The sequence below is a fragment of the Borrelia hispanica CRI genome, assembly GCF_000500065.1.
Lineage (GTDB): Bacteria > Spirochaetota > Spirochaetia > Borreliales > Borreliaceae > Borrelia > Borrelia hispanica.
In genome coordinates, this window is sequence record NZ_AYOU01000079.1 from 1 (window position 1) to 20,549 (window position 20,549).

Below are 20,549 nucleotides of genomic sequence, written 5' to 3' on the forward strand. Positions count from 1 at the left end.
TTTTATTTCCTTATAATAATAAGCTTTAAGATTTAGAGCTGCATTTATATCTCTATCGTGCAAAGTGTTACAACTCCTACAACTCCACCTAATATCACTTAATTTTAGAGTTGTATTTTTAATACCGCAATTGTTGCATAGCTTGCTTGATGGAAAATATCTATCAACTTTATGTAAATAGGCTCCGTACCACTCTGATTTATACGATAATTGTCTTACAAACTCATGCCATCCTAAATCATTAACACTTTTGCCAAACATTCCTTTTTGCATACTTTTAATTGATAGGCTTTCTATTACTATATTTTTATAATTAGCTACAAAATAATAAGATAATTTATGTAAAAAATCTTTTCTTTGATTTGAAATTTTCCTATGCAACTTGGCAACTCTTAATCTAGATTTAGCTCTATTCCTAGAGCCCTTTTGTTTTTTTGATAGTTTTCTTTGGCATTTCTTGAGTTTACGTTCATTTTTTAGTAAACATTTGGGATGATTGATTTTCTCACCCCCACTACTTACTAAAAAATGCCTCATGCTCATATCAATACCAACTATCTCTTTTTTATTGCATTTAGTTTTATCGTTATTTTTAACATCTAAGCACTCAACTGCTACTGAAATATAATATTTATCATCAGTATCTTTTTCTACTACTACATTTTTAATAACTTCATTGCTTTTAATATTCCTATGTAGAGCCAACTTTACAAATCCTATTTTAGGTAGCTTTATATAATCATTTTCTATTCTTATTGAATTTTTTTGATTATTAGTTCTAAAGGTTTGTCTATTTTTCTTACTTTTATATTTAGGAAATCCTTGTGTTCTATTTCCTTTTTTAATTTCTCTAAAAAAATTACTATACGCAGAATTTAAATCAAGTTGGGCATTGCAAAGAGCTAAACTATCAACTTCCTTTAAAAATGGAAATTCTTCTTTATATTTGCTTGGATAAGTAATAAGACTTTGTTTATTTTTTTCATAATAATCTTTCTTATCACTTAACATTTTGTTATACAAAAATCTTACGCATCCAAATACTTTTGAAAAGTATTTCTTTTGATTAGTGTTAGGATATATTCTGTACTTATAAGCTTTATTAGCACCCATATGTTTTGTTATTTTATAATATTTAACTTGCGTTGCAAATTCATCTCCACCTAAATTTCATAGAAATTATAGGTGGAGTATTCTTTTTAATTTTTTGATAAACTAAAATAAACTTAAAACGTACCTATACCTATATCTCCAATCTTATCTTCATCTTTACTTTTAGCTTTATTGAATACACTAAAATTATCAGAAGATAAAAAGTTAGTAACTGAAATGTTATATTTTGCATCATCAGTAGATACCAAAGTAATTGTTAATGTTTTTTGCTTAAGTAACAATTTAAATAAAGCCTCATTAATTGAAATAGAAAAATAATTAATTACATTAACAGGATACTCTCCCACCATTTTACTATCTAAGTAATTACTTTTATTAAACTTAAAATACGGAACATCAGATGATTTAAAATCTATATCTAATTTGTTGTCATACATAAAAACTCTCTCACCATCAAGCCAACCAAAAAAAACACCTTTAAAATTCATCAAATATCCATTATCAGCTACAGCAAAACGAAACTCAAAATATGGATAGGAAGCTACTATTTTTTCTCTCTCTTCCTTTTGCAAAGACTTAAAATCATCAGAATCTTCATTAATATAATAAGCAATAAACGAAAAATCTTGTACTCTATTTACATTAAGATTTTCACGATAAGTGATACTTCTATACATCTCCCTATCAGAACCACTATGATAATAACGTACGCTCTTTTTTTTCAAAACTTCATTTAACATTTTACTTCTAACAAAAAGTCCAAAAAAAAACAAAAATGCTATAAAAAAACATATAACTATAACAACATATACTTTAAATATAATTACCTTAACCTTACTCATTATATTTCCTCACTAAATATTTACCTAAAAATATAAAACAAAATTTCTAATTGACTAAAAATTCATCAAAAAGATCAAAAAATTGCTTAGAACTATCAACACTAAAATTAAAACTAAAATTAACCTTACTCTTACCATGACTACCACGTTCAACACACTCAACATCAAATTTAAGACCTTGGGTTCTTGACATTTCCCTAAGTTTTAAATGCTCTTCCAATGCAGGATCAAAATAAATATAAAATCCTGTAAGCTCTATTGAATCATCAAAAGGCAACAAATACTCTTTACCGTTTAATTCTAATGGAGCATCATAAAATCTCCACAAATTTTTATGAGCAACTTCAATGCCATTAAAAGAAACCCTTAAAAGGTTAAGGGCTTTTTCGGTCTTAATGTCGAAATTAAAAAGAATATAATTACCCTTATATTTATTACTATTATAAGGATATACAACACGAACACCACCCAAATCATTTTTTAAAACCATCTCTACCTTAACAGTGCTATTATCAGCATTATGATGAATAGTAATTTTCTCTGAAGCGGATAAACCTGAATAACTAAAAATGAATGTTGTTAACATCAAAATAATATTTAATATCATAAATTCCCTGCCCTCCATTATAAAATAGCGGTTAAACTTTTACAATATTTTTAAATCCTAAAAAATAAATAGATAATATATAAAATAGATAGGATTATTATACGTATTAACTTATTATACTATGACTAATAGTACGTCACAATTAACATTATAACAATCAAGATGATAAAATTTTAAACTTATGCGATAATGAACACTTATGAAAAACAAATCAATTTAATAAAGGAAATACTTTATGAATACAAAAACATTATTACCAATAATTACAACTATGTTCTTCATTCAATGCAATAACGCAACAGATGAACAGATACAATATAAAACAAAAATACCAAAAAAGTCTAATACCATACATGATGAATCTTTAAGAAAGATTAACAATCTTACTCAAAACACAATCAATAAACAAATAAACTCTAAATCAATATTAACACAACTTATTAAAGAACCATATGAAACAATTGAAGGAAATAAATTAATTAAAATTTCTCTTTTCTTAATAACTACAACAACACTCACAGTAACATGGATTAAAAACAAAGCCATAAGTATTAAAGGAGAAGATGGGAAACCTTTAAATGAACTTATCAATAAAATAAGATATTCTTATTCAATATCACCTATTAAAGAAAATGGAAATTTTAGTAATAAAATTATGCCTATCGTTCTATTTGAAACAACACAAAATGGACAGGATCTTGAAGTTACAAGCTTTACTTTAACAGATGAACCAGATTTAGATTTTAATAAAAGACAATATTCATCGGTATCTTCTCTTTTCTACACACCACCAAAAACTGAAACATCACAAGAGAATGGATACATTAATGCACATCCATTCTGGATAGCAAATAAAAATAATGAGGTAATAAAAGCACTAACAAAAAATCAATCAATCAAAGCTAAAATAAAAGTTTGCAATAAAAATAGTAAAATCACTACAGAATACAGTATAATTCTAGAAACTCATTATCTATCTCACTTAATAAAAGAAATACTTCAAAAATATCCACAAATAAATACGGTTGCTCCGGAATTTAAACTTTTATAAAGTTTCAAAAAATTATAAAAAACAAACATTATATAAAATAATTATATAAATAATATTACACGTATAAATAACAATATTATTTATACGTGTTAATTTTTTAAGTTATCACATAACAACCAATATTATAACAAATTACAACATTCATAATCACTAAGGTGATAAAATTTTAAACTTATGCGATAATGAAAACTCATGAAAAATCAATTCGTTTGATAGATGGCATGAAGTAATTTATAAATAAAATTAAGGAGAAACGCCTTATGAACACAAAAATTCTATTATCAATACCTACAGTTGTAATTTGCACTCAATGCAATAACACAACAAATGAAAAGTTACAATACGAGGAGAATTTAGCAAAAGAAATTATTAGTAAACGTAAAGAATATATTGAAAAATTTGAAGACCTTCAAAGTAGAACAATAAACCCCACAGAAGAATTAAATAAAAGTCTCAAAGAACCATATGAAACAATTGAGGGAAATAAAACAATTACGGTTTTTGCTTTAGTCATGAATACAAAAACAAATGTAACATGGATTAAAAACAAAGCATTAACTATTAATGGATTAGACAGCAAACCTATAAGCGAACTTCAAAATAAAATAAGATATTCTTATTCAATATCACCTATTTACGAAAATAGAGCATTAAGTAAGAAAATTATGCCTATTGTTCTATTTGAAACAACACAAAATGGACAGGATTTTGAGGTTACAAGCTTCACTTTAACAGATGCACCAAAGTTAAATTTTAATAAAAGAGAATATTCAGCACTAACTTCTATTTTCTACACGCCACCAAAAAGTGAAAAATCACAAGAAAATGGATATGTTAATGCATATCCATTCTGGATAGCAAATAAAAATGATGAAGTAATAAAAGCCTTAACACAAAATAGATTAATCAGAGCTAAAATAAAAGTTAAAAATCCTAAAACTAGATTTGCTGAGGAATACGATATAGAACTAGATACACAATATCTGATATTACTAATAACAGACGTACTAAAAAAGAATCCAGGACTAAACAACGTAGCGCCTAGTTTTAGGCTTAAGTAAATTAAAAAAACCAATCATTAAATTAATTATTAAAAAAAAGATTCTACACTACAGCTTAAGCAAACAATAGTGTAGGATCTTGTATCATAATAACGTTATAGCATTAACTTAATCATAAAACAAAGTTATCATTCGCTTACATCCTTATAATTAAAGAACAAAGCAAAATCTTTAAAACCCTCTAAACATCTTTAATTAATTTATAAGCTTATAATTATAATAAGATACAATAATAAAAATCTTAAATAAGATATATGCACCTATCCCAACATAAGTCAAGAAGTCAATGTCTAAAATGTCCAAGATTAATACCACACTCCCTACTCCCTTAAGTACTTAGGTTTTTTTCACATAATGTGAAAAGGAAATAAAAGATTAGATTATACCTACACATTTCTTAACATATGCATTATCTTATTTTCTCTAAAAAAATATATAGCAATATTCAAATAAAACAAGTATTATCAAAAATAAAAAACAAAACTTAACCAAATATATCTAACCTAATATATCAAATATTAACAGCTTGTACTTTTTAGTCAAAAATGATAACATGAATTATAAAATAACATTACCGTCAAAATCGGTAAAAGGAGAATGTTTAATGAAAAAAATTATTTTAAGCGCCTTTGTGGTATTATTCACTTTAATAAGTTGTGGTGATAAAAAAGTAGACCCATCAAAATATGGAACAGGGACAGGAACTAATTATATTAAATTTATTCAAGATCCAGACAAAGTAACAGCTCTTGCCAAAAACTTTAATGATATTAAAGAACTATTACCTGCAGGAAAAGCTTACAAAGAAGCAAACTTAACTGCAGCATTTAATGCTATTTCTGCGCATGAAACTGCATTCTTAAAAGCATTAGCTCTAGAAAGCGCAAGAAAAAATGCAAAACAAAATGCAGATGCAAACGCAACAGAAATAGACAAAGAATTTGAAACATTCTTAACAGAAAATTTAAAGTTTGTTAAGGGTGGTGATACTGTAAATGGAAGTTACGCATTTATAATGAAAACATTTATAGATGAATTAACAAAATAAAATTATAAGCAAAGCTCTTGCTTTACAAATAAATTAATAATTTATTTGTAACAAAATATGATCTATAAAATTTCAGATAGATTAATAACAGATGTACTACTGGTAGTACATCTGATTTATTTTAAACATCTATTGACACACTTAAATATATTATATTAATAATATCCATCAAACTTAAGCAATTATCACAATACACAACTAAAAATCATATCAACAACCAAAAAAATATAATAAAAATATAGAAATCTTAAAAAACTGAACTATAATGTCATAAGTTGTGTTCACAATGGTTATTCCATTAAATTACTTTAAAAAATAAAAGCTAGAGTATAATGACTCTAGCTTTTATTTATATTTTTACATTACTTCACATAATACTTATTGCATATCATCTGTAATATAAATATTAAATATATCTACTCATACTAAAATGCTTAATTTTATCATGATATTTAAGACTTAAGAGCAAATAGCAAGCACTAAGAGCATCAAGAGCATCATCCCTGCATCTAGAGAGCCCATTATAACTATAAATATCATTAATCACATTTTTATCTGTTATCTTTAAAAACTCGATACTACGAGCATTAAATAAGGGTATAAGAGTACATATTCTTACAAATTTATTACTTAAAGGTTTAACAGCTGATATTTTAAAATAATGATTCATATTTTGTCTTAAAGATGTCATAATTTTTGTTAAAAATCCATACCCATCAGTATTATCCCTATCTTCAATATAAAGGGTATTGATATTAAAATCTTCTGCAAATACACTAATTGCATGAAGAATTGATTCATCACTTATTGGCTTTCTATCTTGATAAATATAAGCATAATATTTATCACCCATCTTCTCAAACACACAAATAGCAGTATTATCCATACCAACAGAAAATGCAGGATCAATATACATAATTGGACTTTTAAATGTATATTCACAATTTAAAACCACTTCATTAAAACATGAATCAACACTAGTAGTCCATTCCCCAAGAAGTACACGAGCCTTATATGCAGACAAATTCTTATAAATTGCCTCTTGTGTTTTAACAAAATCTTCTGAATTTAAAGGATTATCATAAATACTAAAATTATATGTTCTATACACATCCCTATTATCAATATAATCGATCTTAAAGTAATGCGCAGGATGATCTGGATTTGTGTCAAAAATAATTATGCCTGGTTTTTGTCTGAGTCTTTTCATAATCTCAAGCAAAGTTTCTTTATGCATCAAAGTTGCCTCATTAACATAAACCAAAGCAGAATTACCACCTCTAATTTTTGTAAAAGAATCAATATTTTTACCACCATAAATATTAAGTGTAAGACCTGCAATAGTACATGTAACTTGTCTTGAATCTTTCAAAAGATATTCTATATTTAAAAGACCACATATTTTTTCTATCTGTTTTAATGTATTTGCAAGCAAAGTACCAATGGAACTTCCCACAATAAAATTATTAGTATCTTTATGATAATACTCTCTATTAACAATTAAAAGTTTAATAAGCAAATATGATGCCAAGAACGTCTTACCACTAGATATTCCTCCATTAAAGATTATCTTAGAACAAAAATTATTATCAATATCTTTAAGCACTTCTTTTTGTTTTAAGGTTAAATATTTATCTTCAAACAACTTAAAATCAATTTTATTATCTTTATTTTGTAAAAAAGAACTAATATCAACATTAAATTTTTTCTTAAATTTTTTTTGTAATTTAAGAAAAACAGGAAAATTATTTAATTGCACAACTACTCCAACTTTAATCCCTTGGAATTAAAAATTTTCTTTAATTTAAGCAAACATCCATAATCTTCTTTCATTTCATTTAAAATAATCTTTTTAGATAGTCGATTTTTTTTATAAATTTTATATCTTAAATCTAACTTCAATTTTTTACATAAATTTTCATCATCATTATTATTGATATCTTTGGTTAAATTTAAAATCTCTTCATTAAGACTAATGAGCCTTTTTAAATCAGAATTAATAATAATTTGCTTATATTTTAAATGAGAATTTATATAAGAATTTGCAACTTTATAAAATGATTTATAAAAACTATCACGTTCTCTCTCAAGCATATAAGCTTGACATGTTGCATCACGAGCAAGAGAATCTAAATCAACATTCAAGCAAGCATTAGTATCAAAATTATTTGAATCACTTACAACTTCACCCAAAATATTAATCTTAGCTTTTAAAACAGTAGATTCTCTAACCCCTAAAACCTTTGCTATATCAGATATACTTAAATTTGATTTAAACAAAATACTATATTTTAATTCTTTATTTTTAAATACCATTTAAATAAATTGTAAACAAGTTTTTACAAAAAGACAAGAGCAATTGAATTTTAATACAACAAAAAAATAATATGCTATTAAAAAATTTAACAAATAATTAAATATTAGTAAACAAATTTATTTATCATTAAAAAAAACAAAACCACAAAATAGATATTGGACTAATCCAATATCTTAAGAAAAGGAGAAAAGCATAGTTAAAAATCATTCTAATGCCAAGCTTCATCATTAACAAACAACTCAACTTTAAATACAGTTTAACATAAAAAACAATTTAAATAAACAAAATTTGATATTTTTTGATATATTATATATTAATGTAATAATGTATTAAACCATAACAATTATAAAGTCAAAAAATTAACAAAATAATATTAAAATTCTAATTTAAATAGAAAAATATTAAAAAAAACATGCAAATATTATAAAATATTAACTATAATCCTCTCATGTCAAGACAAAATTCCTGACATGAGAGAACTCATAAAACACTCCTAACAACTCTTAAATATTAAAGGGTTTATTGGAAACTCTGGCCTCAAAGTACCCCAATAAACCCTTTAAGGTAACAGGTCCTTATATTAAGAGTGACACATTGCATGTCAATCTGTACTAACTATAATATATAACAATTTAAAACATTTTGCAAACATTTTTTAAAATTTTTTCAATTTTTTTTAAAAAATTATCAAAAAAGATAAAAAATTTATCATTTTTGACAATTATACAGTAAAATAATCTCATTTATTGATAAAAATCATAATACAAAAAAATCAAATTCATTACAAAAAACATAAATTTTATCTTAATAATTTGCATAATTTACTAGATTTATTTCTAAAATCTCTGCTCTATACATATAATAAATATGCAATAAATTTATTTATACAAAATTCAAAGACTTTTAGAAATAAATCTAAATCCAATCCCATTAAAATACAATCATCCCACTAAAATACAATCAATTAATTTTTCACTCTTTTTAAAGATTCAAATTGAGCCACTATTTTTGCTAAAAATTCTTTTTCATCTGAGAAAACTCGCTCTAAAAGAAAACTTGTAAGTTTGGCATTTTTTTTATAAAATGCATAAGCATCAGGACATTTAAGCTGAAATCTTAAAGGTCGCAATGGATTCTGCTTAGATCTTTTTATAGTAACACCCTCTTTATTTCTTAGCAAAAACATAGTCCCATTAATACCATTGTTAATAACATACTTCTCTTCAACAATTCCTTCCTCAATAGCAGTGGCTATTTTTAAATATTTATATGTCTGAGTTCTAGCAAGTCTATAATCTTTTGCAAAATCATCAAAACTGGCATAATTATCAAGTTTATAATATTCATTATCTTTAATTTCTTTTAACACTTTCATCGCTTCAATTTTACAAAAAATTTCTTTTTGAAAATTAATTTTCAATCTCTCTTTAAGCTTATTATAGTGAATAGATACTTGTTCTTCTGGCGAAATATTTTGAGTTAAATTCCTCTTATTAACCTCTATTCCCATTTCTAACCCTCCTTTGCTTTTACGTACACTAAGTGTACGTAAGTTATAATGTAAGCTTAAACAACAAAATTCTTAATCTTGTCCATCAAAACTGAGAGTGTGTTTTGATACTCTCTTATATAATCTTTATTTAAATCAAAAACATCATTTCTAGCTATTTTTCTATTTAAATCTTCCCTCTCTGATATGGTACCCAAAAAATTGTCATTTTCCTTTAAAATGTTTAATAACTCTTTATGTGTATTATTTCTTTTGAATTTAGTATTAACCAAATAAATAGGAGCCTTTATAGATAATTTTTCTATAAAAAAATTAAACAAATCTAAACTTTCAACTGCCCACTTTTCTGCTGTAATTGGCACTACAATGTAACTGCTACATACTAAAGCATTAGTTAGAGTAAAATCTAAACTAGGATTAGTATCAAGTATTATATAATCGTATTCAAATTTTAATAATTTTAATTGTTCTTTTAATCTAAATTCTTTATATGGAATAGATTCAGAATTAAATTTATGCAAAGTTAAATAACTTGGTATTAAATCTAAATTGCTATTAACATTTACAACAGCATTATCAATATGCAAATTAGATATTAAAACCTCATATATATTTCGATTAAATAAATCTACTCCTCTTTCCTTTATTATCTTAAAATAATAACTAGTGGTAGATGCTTGGGTATCTATATCGATAATTAACACCTTAAAAGATTGAGATAGGAGAGTAGCAAATATTAAACTGGTTGTACTTTTGCCTACTCCACCCTTAATTGATGCCACTGTAATTACTTTTGTCTCTTTTCTATCCATCTTGGAACAATACCCCCTTCCGGTAATTTTTTCCCATAAAACGCATAAAGTTCCCTCTCTAATTCTAGGAGTATACTTAGCAAAGTTTGATAATAGGAACTTCCAATCTTACCTTTTTTTAATAAATTATGCAGCCCACTTAGATAACAAAAAACACCACCTTTCTTAAATCTGAATTCAATATATTCACATTTTCTTAAAGTATAAGTCTCTCTTTTATTGAAGTTTTTTACCAAAAATGCTTTGTCTAATTTTTTAATCCCATAATAAATACCCAAAAAATTATCATCATTTCGTATGGAAAATAAATGAAACATACTGATATCTTCTATGTTAAAAATTCCCCTAAGGGATATAAAAAATTTAGTAGGTTCATTCTTGCTTATTCCAAACGCATAAAAATCATTAAATATTTTAGTATGATATATCTTACGGTTATTAATCTCTTCTACTTTAGAAAAGATATTTTTACCCTTTTTCTGATTCTTGGGATCTATTTCCTTTTTCTTCTGCTTCAATAACTCTAGTAAAGCCACCATCCTTCCTTTTCCTTGGTATAATAAATTTTACTTTATTGTATCAAGCAGTTCGTAATAATACGTATTATCAACTACTTTACTATATTTCAATTCATCTTGAGTATTAATAAATTTCTTTAAAGCTGGTATTAATATGCCAATATCCAATTTATGCCTCAACTGTTCTAATAATATACTAAAAATATTGTTTTTTATATCATCTCTTTCTTTTGTTTTTGATTTGCACCTCTCAGTATTCCTTTTTATTTTTTGAATTAACAAATCTAAGTCCTTATACTTATCTTGTTCTATAATAAAATGGGGCTTATTTTTGTATCTTTCATATATTTTGTTCATTTCTTGACTTAAGACATCTTCTTTATAATTTTGACTCTCCAGTTCCTTTCGTTTTAAGTCCAATATTTCTTTGAGTTTCTGCAGCTTAATTTCTTGCTTTCCAATTTTACCTTCAGTATTTTTCAAATATCCCGTCTCCTCTAGAAAGCCCTTGACGCAATTGGGAGTGCCCTCTATTAACTTTCCTTTAAGTAAATTTATTTCGTCTAAAGATAGGGCTTCTATGGCTTTCTCATGCCTTTTGATTTCCTTTATAAGTTCTATCTTTAAATCTTTTTCTATTTTTGAATTTAATAAAACAAGAGGAAGATCAATTTTAAAGTGACATTTGCTTATGTATTTTTTTATTATCCTCTCTTCTATCTTTTTATTATTATTTATATTATTAATACACTCCCATTTTGGACTCCCATTTTCTTGAATATAAGTTTCTATTCTCTTTGTAAATTTATCTATCTTTTCTTTTTTTACGTTTTGGAAATATTGATTTATCTTAGTATGACATGCTTTTTTTGGATATTTTAGCTTATAGTAAATTTCGCTGCCGCATTGCTTGCCTAGATGTTTACAATAATTTAGTGTGATTTTGAATTTTTTTTCAAGTTCATATAGATAATTTTGTAGTGTTTTTATTTTGACTGTTTGTTGTTTGTTTCTAGTTAAGTTTCCATTAAAAAAATATAAAATGTTTGTTTGTGTATATTGTTTTAATTTTAAATTCATAAAATTAAGTGTTGATATAAGTACAATCAAGTTGTATTGGTATCTATTGGTTTTGCCTTTTATTTTTTTGATTTCCATTGTTTACTCCTAATATAAGTATTTATAAGTCTTAAGTTAATTAATAGTACAATTTATCTTAAAAGTAAATACTTGTTTTAGCAAATATGAAAATAAATTAATATTTATTTTTTTATAAGATTAAATATTGTTTATATTTTTTTAATTGTGCTTTATTTCTTTTAAAAAGGCTTTACAAACTTGTGTTTTTGCTATATTATAGAATTAAACACTTGTATTAAGAGCAAATAAGTACTAATAATTTTTATTTAAAATTAATGAGAAATGGACGAGCCTTGTTAAGGCAAGTCATGTAAAATTTTATGGATGGTATTAAATCATGAATTTTGTGTTTGATTAATTTTGAATTAACTTTAATATTTAGATTAATTATATTGCCTGAAATAAAACTTAGAGATATAATTTATATAATTAAAGTCCCAATGTGGGACTTTAAAAAAAGAGTAAGAAGGATATTAGTGTATTTTTAAATTTACTTTTTTAACTTGCTACATTTTTTATATACATCAATAGCTATGGGTTTTGTTTTGTTGATATAATGCTTTAAATGTTTTATATTTTCTTGTATTGTTTGTAATGTATGTTCTTCTTTTAAATTTTTTGGATCAAATAATGTAAATGGTGGGAAATTATAATTTGAAAATTTTTGTCTAGCTCTAATTAAAAAGGTTTCAAGATATAATACATAACTTGTGAGTTGTGTTTCATATATGCTTAAATTTTTAAGTGTAGGCTCAGTAGGTGGCTCAGGTTCATTTGTAAGCAATGCTATTGATTTGCAACTAAATGTGATAAATTGCAGCAATAAAATAATTAAGATTACTATTGATTTTTTATTCATTTTTTCCCTCCTTTTTTATCCTTACTGTTTATCTTATCCAATTCTTCTTGTAGTAATTTTGTTTTGATTTCAATAAGATTATTGCGTTCAGATCGCAATTCTTCAATTAAAGCTGTATCAGCATCAGTGTTAATTGCATCGATGAGTTTTGATATTTTGTTTAATATAGTTTCAAGCTCTAGTACAATTTGTTTACATTCTTTTGTTTCCATTTTTTGTAGTGCTCTTGTGTAAATATTATTCATATATTTGTAAATATCGATTACTTTCTTGATACCAGTTTGAAAAAGTTCGTCGTCTTGTGAATCGCTGTATACAAAAAATTCTATTAGATTTTTTAAGACAATTAGTCCAATTTCGGTATTAGTTTTATTTAACATAATTTATTCCTTAAATCTCCTTATTTAAATAAATTTTTTACTTTTTATTTTGTTTATCAATTAAATGCTTGAGTAAATGCTTAATCATTTTAACTATTTCAGCTAATACAGGTTTTAAGAATAAAGCCAAAGGAATTAGTATAAATAATGTAATGATTCCAATAATTATGAGTTTTGTCTCGGCAATATTTGATAAAAATTCAAATACTGTATTCATATTTTCCTCCATTTTAAATTTAAGTTAGATGTATTTTTTGTAGAAAGAATAAACCATCAATTTTGTTATGTTTATATGTTAACATATTTTTAACAAAAATTAAATATATGCAACAATTATAATTTAAGAAGATGAGGAACATCTTGATTTTCATCGTTGTTATATATATAACTCCTTAATCTGTACCATCCATCAAGAAGATTGATAGTTGTATTGTGTTGTTTCCCGCTGTAGGAATATATAATATTGTATTGTGATGCATTACTATTCTCTGAAAATCTCAAGTAAATTATTTTAGTCATGGTACTATTTGGATATTTATCTCCTTTAAGAGCAAGCATTATTTGAAGATATATATTTTGTTCTTTAAAATTTCTTGGAAACCTTAATTCTACTTTTTCACCTGTTATCTCTATCTTTAATAATTTGTTGTGAAATTCATTATAAGAGTAATAAACATCGGGTGTAGGTTTTATGCCCCAATATTGAAAATCATCAGGAATCCCTTTTAAATAACTATATTCTAGTGCTAATCTATATAGTTGTTTGTTTGTAGGATTGAAAGCAAGAAATTCTAATTCCATGTTAGGATATTTGTATTCTGGCATTTCTGGTATTATAGATTGTAATTTTGACTCTAATTCATAGCTTTTGAGATAAGAGATATTGATATTGTTAGCAATGCTTGTAATTTGTTTTAGTTGTTCAAGAATTTTTTCTGTCTGGGTTTTTAGGTTGTTTAAATTAGTGATTTCTGTAAAAATTTGTTTTAATTTGTCTATAAATGTTTGAAATCCAATTAGTTCAAAATCTCGTCTTTGTGGATTGTAGATTGATATTTTGCTTGAACTTATGTTATCTCCAGCTTGATTTATATTTTGAATCAATATTTCCTTGATTTTTTTTAAAACATCATCAAGTGTAATTTTGTTTGTTTCGTTCTTAAGACCTATTAGTTTAGATATTGTCTTTATATACATTTTTTCTACATGAGATTCATATTCAAGTAATTCTTTAGATATTATTTCTCTAATTACTTGTTTAAAATCTTCAATACCTTTATAAAAGGTATCTTTTTTAATTTGTGTAAGTAAATTTTTATATGTAATTGCATAAGTCTCTTCAACAATATCGTCAATGGGAATTAAATCATTTTCATTTACTGTGATTTTTCTGTTAAAATCTTTTATTTGTATACTTTCTTCTGTATTGTCTTGTTCATTTTCCATATACCCTCCTTATTATTTTGTTTTTTATGACATGAATTTATTTTATTTCTTTGTTATTAATATCAAAAATTTTAATGGTTCTCCCTGCAGGAATTAGAGATTTTATAAATCCATAAGTTGAATTTTGAAAATCCTTTGGAATGTAGTTGGATACAAGTTTTTTAAGTTTGCCTTGATGTTTAACTATAATAGTTTTTAATTTTCCTTTTATTTTACCAGCTATTTTAAATTTAATTGGTGATCTTATATGTTCAAGTAATGTTATGATAATCTCGCCAGGTATATTTGGATTAACATTAATCTCAATTCTTGCATGTAAAAATGCTTTAAATATTAAATGAAAACTTTCGTCTGTTCCTATTGATTTTATTGCAAATATTAATGCTTTGATATAATTTATTAAATCTTTTTTAAGTCCTTTTTTTAAGTGAGATGCATTAAATAGTGATAGCATTAGTAATGCAATGTATCTTGAATTGATACTTTCATCTACGTTAATAGAAGCAAAATTTTCAAGTAATTGATTAAGCTCTTTTAATAATTGTTTTTTAAAATCAAGTTCGCTTTGTATAATTTTTGCAATCTGTGTATTTTGTAAAAAGTGTGGAATTGTTTTCATTTCTTATTCTCTTTCTATTATGAGCCTTGAATTTTCATCAAAAGATATAAGTTCGTTTGCTTTAATTTCAATGTCATTATTGAATTGAAATTCACTTTCTGTGATTTCTGTTATTTTGGTATTTAAATTTTCTTTTGTATGAATACCAATTCTCATTTTTTTAATTCCTTGTAGTAAACTTACAGGTCCTAACAAGTCTTGATAACGAAAGGAGATACCCATATCTTTATATTTATTTTGAAATATTTTTTTATAGATTTCTCTTATATTTTCATCTATTTCTTTGTGGATGGATTCTGTTTCGGTTTTATATAATACTTTTAAGTATGCATATTTAATTATTCCCAAGCTAAACTTGTATGTTTTTTGTTGTCCATTTTTATTTAAAAATTCAAGTTTTATTTTTCCTTTAAATGCTGTTCCGCATGGAGCAGTATTATATATTGCTTGCCAAATTTGTATTTTTGTATCTTGCGTAATGTCTGATTGTGTTCTATATTCTTTAGTAGGTATTATGTGAATTTGCATTGTTCCTGCAGAACTTATAATGTTTGCATATTCTATTTGTGGAATTTCTAATAATGCTTGTTTGATTGCCTCATAAGTTGAGCTTTTGTGTATACTTAGGGAATGTTGTAGTTTTTTGAAATATTTTCCTCCTTCTTTGAGTGTTTCAAATAATTCATTTAACACTTGAATTATTTCCATGTCAATGGCAGAACTTGGGTAATTGATTATGTCAAAAATGGAATTGTCTTTTATAAGAATATTGTATTCTCTCTTCAGTATTTCTTTTTTTATATTTTGTATGTCTTCTATTGATTTTGTAATAATTCCAATTTCTTTGTCAAAGACTATTTTCATAAATTATAATCCATATTTAAAGTATCTCCAGCTAAAAAAAATTGTAATGTTATTTTTTTGTTCTTTTTTTTTATTTTGATATTTAATATGTCTATGTCTAGCATTTTTAATGCATTTGCAAAAAAGATTTTAATTTCTTCTTCTTTTTGTGTCTTTAAAAGTTTTATGAAGAAATTAAAATCAAGACCATAATTTTTGTCATAAAGACTGCCAATAGGTGTTTTTAAATATAAAAGCAGTCTTTGTTTTCGCTCATCAAGGCCATCTACTATTTTTAAATCATTGTCAAAAATTATTTTAAATTCATTATCTATTTTAATATCCATTTTTAATTACCTTAGGTTGCTGCCTAGGTAATAATTATAACATTTTTGGCAAAAATAATATATTATTTTGCCAAAAAAATTAATTTATTTAAAAAATATTTAGATTAATTTAAACATTAATTTAGATTTGATATAAAAAAGAGACTCTTTAAACTAAAGAGTCTCCAAGGTGAGAAGAATATAAAAATGAGATTCGTTGATATTTTAAATAAAATTTAATTTTCTTGCTTTAATTTCTTCATTTAGAGCAAACAATCTTTAAATAAGAAATAATTCTTTTTCTTGTGATGTAGATTGACATCTAGAGTTGTTGATATTTCTTAATTTAGATTTTCTGTAGTACTTGTCTTTTGCAAGTGAATCACAAAAAAATCTTAAGAGAATAAACGAAGATAATACTATTTCATACACTTTATAACACTTTAACCTTATATAATTGCTTTTTATTATATACCTTGTATTATACATTTTTAATTAATGATCTTCAATAAAAAAGTATAAAAATTGACAGTTTTTTTACATTTTTTATTATTTGACTATACTTATAAAGTATAAATTTTTTTAATTAAAAACCCTTTAATTTTTATATTAAACAAAATTAATTATTTTAAGATAATTATAATGATTGATAGTGAGATTTATTTGTCATAATTTTTAAAAATTATTTCTGCATATCATTGGCACTTTAATTTTCATAATCGTAATTTTGGGTATTTATAGGTAAATAAAATTATAATTTCTTTTATAAATATAGAAAAAAACACATGTTCCAAATATAATCACTAGCAAATAGCTAGTGATATTGTCAATATATAAGTTCTAAAAAGAAGTTGCAAAAACTTTAAAAAAGTTGCTAATGATTATATTTTTTAATGTTTTTATTGCTTTTAAATATCGATTATAAAGCTTACCATTCTTCTTCTCTGTTGTACTCATCTTGGTAATATTCATTGTTGCTGGAATCTTCTTCATCTAAAGATGAACATGAAAGCATAGTGAGTAACAACACAAATAAATATTTTTTCATCTTTTATCCTCTATCTTGAATTTATACCAAATATCAAGATATATTTAGTACAATTTAGATGTTATCAAAATATATTATGAAAGTCTAGGGTTTAAAGTTTTTTGTTTAAGATTTATGCCCAATATTTTTTATATGCTGAGATAATAAGCAGTATTAAAAAGCATTTTCTATTTTATTATTTATTGCCTAATGCATATTTAGATTTTATTGACATTGTGGTTTTAAGGCAGAAATTATAAATTAATATTGTAAATAATAAAATTAGTGGTATGTTTGTAGTATTCTTTTTGGAAAAAACGCGAGGTGAAGAATGCAGAGAAATAATATATTATTAGCTGTTATTTTAATGCTATTTATAGGTTGTGATTTAGATTCTGGTATTGGTTTGTTAAGAGGTGTGCTTGATAAATTTGATGAAAAGTCTATAAGTAGTGATGGAATGATTGGTTTTAAGAATGATGATGTTAATGGGATTAATGGAAAAGATAAAGGAAATTTAGGAAAAAGAGAAGGGCTTGTACCTAATGTTGAAGGGCTTTTGCCTAATGTTGCTGAAAAACAATATTTAGAGCCAGGTGATATTGATATTAATGATATTGATAATATTGATGTTGATAAAATTAATGATTATACTTACCCTTGGGATAGTAGTCCTAAATCTTTTCGTATTTTGCTTAAAAAATTAGAAAAAGCACGGCAAAGAGTTCAGCATGCATATGATATTTGGGGTAAAGCTTGTTCTGCAGAAAATATTGCTTCTGATCTTTGTGATGAGGCTCTTGTTAAATTGCATGAGTTTGTTAAGGCTAAAGGTGGTGCAAATAGCATTAATTATGCCGATGATGAGTATTTTGAACTTGCAAAGGACTCTGATAGGAAATTGGATGATTATCAAAAGGCTGTTGCAGAGCAAAAGAGGGCTTGTGAAGATGTAAAGAAAGCCAATGCTTATTGTTTAAAATTGGAAGCAACCATAGAGGTTTTAATGTCGCCTTTTATGCCTGAAGAACAGGAACCTCAAGATGATTCATCAGAACTTCAAAGTGAGCAAAGTGAAGATTTGACTGAAGATCAGTTTGAAAGTTAGCAGTTGTTTAGATTTGATGGTTGATTTTTGGGAATGATAACCTGTATAGGTTATCTATTAGATTATTTATTGCTATTCATTGTAAATTTTATAAATGAATTACCAGGAAATGTTTATTTTCTGGTAATTTGTTATGTTAGTTGTTAAAAGTAATTTCTCTAAAGATAAGATCAAAGTTTAAGTTTAGTTTATATGTGCATCAATTTAATAATATTAATTTAAAAAGGCAATTGTAATCTTTGAAAGATAGATATACAATGAAAAAAAATAAATTTTAAAGGGAGTTAAACTTGTAAAATACAAGTATTCTATGATTAGAAAGTCAATATTAATTAGTGTTGATATATTTAATACTTTAGAGTAAATGATTTGTGGGTTAAATTATTTTTGATAAATTATTTTAATTATACTCTCTATTGTATGGTAATATTGGCATGTGATAGTAGATTAATTTTAATCTAGAAGGAGATATATTTATGGAAAAGGATTTTTATAATTCGTTTTTGTTTTTATTGTTACTTACAGATATGAGTTGTGGTTTAAGTACCTCTACAAGTAGTTCTAAATTTCCTGATGAAAAATTGCCTTTAAAAAAATTTACTGGTAAGAATGTAGATGCTGAGAAAACAGATTTTAAGAGTCAAGACTTAGAGTTAGAATTTGATTTAAAAGAAGGCACAGTGAAAGCAATGGGAAGACAAGGAGAGGGACAAGAAGGGACACAAGAGGGGGAACAAGAAGGGACACTAGAAGGGACACAAGAAGGGACACTAGAAGGGACACTAGGAGGGGAACTAGAAGGGACACTAGAAGGGACACTAGAAGGGACACAAGAAGGGACACTAGAAGGGACACAAGAAGGGACACTAGAAGGGACACTAGAAGGGACACTAGAAGGGACACTAGAAGGGACACTAGAAGGGACACAAGAAGGGACACAAGAAAATATTGTGTCAATTAAAAATTTTTATTCAGGTCTTATGTATGATGATAAGAAAGTATTTAATTCTGTACAAAAAATGGCCAGTGGTTTTGAGGGTTATAGTGATAGTGAGGCATATAAAGATGATCAACCTAGGTTTTATCGTGTATGGGACAATTTGGGTATTAATAAACTTTCACATATTATGTCAGAATATTTTCGTCTTAATAAGAAAAGAAGTGATGTTCAATGGAAGATGATGGATTTTGGTGTTAAAAAGATAAAAGAACAGTTTAATAATAAGTTAAATGAGTGCGATCGTAATTATGCATTAGGATTTAAAGACGCTTTTCAAAAAGATGATTTTAATACAATTTATGATGGCATTGTTTCTGTGATGAAGGCTTATGAGAATAATTTAAGTATTTTTGAGAGTGATTATGAATGTCTTAAAATTTTTAGACGTATACAATCTGGTTTTTCCGTAAAATTACGTTCATCTTTTAATTATGTAAGGGATCTGTTAACTGACTTTAATGTTGAAGATGAGTCACAATCTAAGATGTATGTTTATTATGACTTTTGTGTTTTGTTTGGAAATGGTACTGGTAGTGATGGGAATGGTAATAATCGTTATTTACAATTTGTTGAAAAATGTGAGCCGATTCTTGAATTAATGTCGTCACTTAAAGAAAAAATTGAGTTTGAGATTGAGGATGATTCTGTAGTAAGTCAATTGCTTGAAGTTTTGAATGAGCTTGGCAATAGGTTTAAATTGTATTTAAAAGAAGTGTTTCCCAGTGTTATTTCTGATGATACGTTTTTTGAAGGTTTGAATAGTTATGAAACCGATTTTGAAAATTTGAAAGCAAGGGTGATGTAATATTTGTTGTAAAAAACTAATATCCAGATATTAATGGATTTTGGATATTTAAATTATCATGTAGTAAAAGATAGTTTAAAATATTCAATAAGAAAGTTTGAAGATTGTTTGATTTAT

Annotated in this window: 22 protein-coding genes; 5 read left to right on the plus strand and 17 right to left on the minus strand. The window is 25.5% G+C overall.

Going from position 1 to position 20,549, the window contains the following annotated elements:
* The 3 genes from U880_RS0102000 to U880_RS0102010 all read right to left on the minus strand — a co-directional run.
* Nucleotides 1-1,113 (minus strand): RNA-guided endonuclease TnpB family protein (locus tag U880_RS0102000; protein ID WP_024654561.1); only part of this gene is annotated, 1,113 nt, incomplete at its 3' end.
* 113 nt (nt 1,114-1,226) lie between these two features.
* Nucleotides 1,227-1,955, minus strand: coding sequence for a hypothetical protein (locus tag U880_RS0102005; protein ID WP_024654562.1), 729 nt, complete (start codon nt 1,953-1,955; stop codon nt 1,227-1,229).
* 46 nt (nt 1,956-2,001) lie between these two features.
* Entirely contained in the window at nt 2,002-2,562 is a 561-nt protein-coding gene (locus U880_RS0102010; protein ID WP_024654563.1) for a hypothetical protein, read from the minus strand.
* 235 nt (nt 2,563-2,797) lie between these two features.
* Between U880_RS0102010 and U880_RS0102015 the strand changes: the two genes are divergently transcribed.
* The 3 genes from U880_RS0102015 to U880_RS0102025 all read left to right on the plus strand — a co-directional run bounded on the left by U880_RS0102015 (nt 2,798) and on the right by U880_RS0102025 (nt 5,722).
* Nucleotides 2,798-3,613: a S2/P23 family protein gene (locus U880_RS0102015; protein WP_024654564.1), complete on the plus strand. Its 816-nt coding sequence runs from the start codon at nt 2,798-2,800 to the stop codon at nt 3,611-3,613.
* Nucleotides 3,614-3,873: 260 nt separating this feature from the next.
* Nucleotides 3,874-4,674 carry a S2/P23 family protein gene (locus tag U880_RS0102020; protein WP_024654565.1) on the plus strand — a complete coding sequence of 267 codons (801 nt, stop codon included), beginning with the start codon at nt 3,874-3,876 and terminating at the stop codon, nt 4,672-4,674.
* Between the two features lie 604 nt (nt 4,675-5,278).
* The gene (locus U880_RS0102025) at nt 5,279-5,722 is read left to right on the plus strand and encodes a hypothetical protein (RefSeq protein WP_235047984.1); all 444 of its coding nucleotides are present in this window, start codon (nt 5,279-5,281) and stop codon (nt 5,720-5,722) included.
* Nucleotides 5,723-6,128: 406 nt separating this feature from the next.
* On the opposite strand, the gene U880_RS0102030 is transcribed toward U880_RS0102025, so the two are convergent.
* From U880_RS0102030 to U880_RS11940, 14 genes are all read right to left on the minus strand, one after another.
* A complete protein-coding gene (locus U880_RS0102030) occupies nt 6,129-7,481 on the minus strand; it encodes a PBSX family phage terminase large subunit (RefSeq protein ID WP_024654567.1) in 1,353 nt (450 codons plus the stop codon).
* Between the two features lie 2 nt (nt 7,482-7,483).
* Entirely contained in the window at nt 7,484-8,002 is a 519-nt protein-coding gene (locus U880_RS0102035; protein WP_235047985.1) for a hypothetical protein, read from the minus strand.
* 1,001 nt (nt 8,003-9,003) lie between these two features.
* Nucleotides 9,004-9,549: a chromosome replication/partitioning protein gene (locus U880_RS0102040; protein ID WP_024654569.1), complete on the minus strand. Its 546-nt coding sequence runs from the start codon at nt 9,547-9,549 to the stop codon at nt 9,004-9,006.
* A 56-nt stretch (nt 9,550-9,605) separates the two neighbouring features.
* On the minus strand, nt 9,606-10,361 hold the full coding sequence (locus tag U880_RS0102045; protein ID WP_024654570.1) for a ParA family protein: 756 nt from the start codon (nt 10,359-10,361) through the stop codon (nt 9,606-9,608).
* A complete protein-coding gene (locus U880_RS0102050; protein WP_024654571.1) occupies nt 10,337-10,900 on the minus strand; it encodes a DUF226 domain-containing protein in 564 nt (187 codons plus the stop codon). Before U880_RS0102050 ends, U880_RS0102045 begins: the two co-directional genes overlap by 25 nt.
* Nucleotides 10,901-10,927: 27 nt before the next feature.
* A complete protein-coding gene (locus U880_RS0102055; RefSeq protein WP_024654572.1) occupies nt 10,928-12,037 on the minus strand; it encodes a plasmid maintenance protein in 1,110 nt (369 codons plus the stop codon).
* A gap of 472 nt (nt 12,038-12,509) precedes the next feature.
* Nucleotides 12,510-12,878: a BBA14 family lipoprotein gene (locus U880_RS0102060; protein ID WP_024654573.1), complete on the minus strand. Its 369-nt coding sequence runs from the start codon at nt 12,876-12,878 to the stop codon at nt 12,510-12,512.
* The gene (locus U880_RS0102065; protein WP_024654574.1) at nt 12,875-13,258 is read right to left on the minus strand and encodes a BlyB family putative holin accessory protein; all 384 of its coding nucleotides are present in this window, start codon (nt 13,256-13,258) and stop codon (nt 12,875-12,877) included. Before U880_RS0102065 ends, U880_RS0102060 begins: the two co-directional genes overlap by 4 nt.
* A gap of 37 nt (nt 13,259-13,295) precedes the next feature.
* Nucleotides 13,296-13,475: a BlyA family holin gene (locus U880_RS0102070; protein WP_024654575.1), complete on the minus strand. Its 180-nt coding sequence runs from the start codon at nt 13,473-13,475 to the stop codon at nt 13,296-13,298.
* A gap of 116 nt (nt 13,476-13,591) precedes the next feature.
* Nucleotides 13,592-14,704: a DUF685 domain-containing protein gene (locus U880_RS0102075; protein WP_024654576.1), complete on the minus strand. Its 1,113-nt coding sequence runs from the start codon at nt 14,702-14,704 to the stop codon at nt 13,592-13,594.
* 37 nt (nt 14,705-14,741) lie between these two features.
* The gene (locus U880_RS0102080) at nt 14,742-15,323 is read right to left on the minus strand and encodes a DUF735 family protein (RefSeq protein WP_024654577.1); all 582 of its coding nucleotides are present in this window, start codon (nt 15,321-15,323) and stop codon (nt 14,742-14,744) included.
* Between the two features lie 3 nt (nt 15,324-15,326).
* Complete coding sequence (locus U880_RS0102085; protein WP_024654578.1) at nt 15,327-16,187, minus strand: DUF276 domain-containing protein; 861 nt, start codon at nt 16,185-16,187, stop codon at nt 15,327-15,329.
* Nucleotides 16,184-16,513, minus strand: coding sequence for a contractile injection system sheath initiator (locus tag U880_RS0102090; RefSeq protein WP_024654579.1), 330 nt, complete (start codon nt 16,511-16,513; stop codon nt 16,184-16,186). The genes U880_RS0102085 and U880_RS0102090 overlap by 4 nt, the downstream gene beginning before the upstream one ends.
* 819 nt (nt 16,514-17,332) lie before the next feature.
* Entirely contained in the window at nt 17,333-17,464 is a 132-nt protein-coding gene (locus tag U880_RS11940) for a hypothetical protein (RefSeq protein ID WP_268744603.1), read from the minus strand.
* Nucleotides 17,465-17,850: 386 nt separating this feature from the next.
* Here U880_RS11940 and U880_RS0102100 point away from each other — a divergent pair, with 386 nt between their 5' ends.
* Together U880_RS0102100 and U880_RS11710 are read left to right on the plus strand one after the other, a co-directional pair.
* On the plus strand, nt 17,851-18,627 hold the full coding sequence (locus tag U880_RS0102100) for a hypothetical protein (RefSeq protein ID WP_024654580.1): 777 nt from the start codon (nt 17,851-17,853) through the stop codon (nt 18,625-18,627).
* Nucleotides 18,628-19,103: 476 nt separating this feature from the next.
* A complete protein-coding gene (locus U880_RS11710; protein ID WP_235047986.1) occupies nt 19,104-20,432 on the plus strand; it encodes a BTA121 domain-containing protein surface lipoprotein in 1,329 nt (442 codons plus the stop codon).
* The last annotated feature ends 117 nt before the right edge of the window (nt 20,433-20,549 follow it).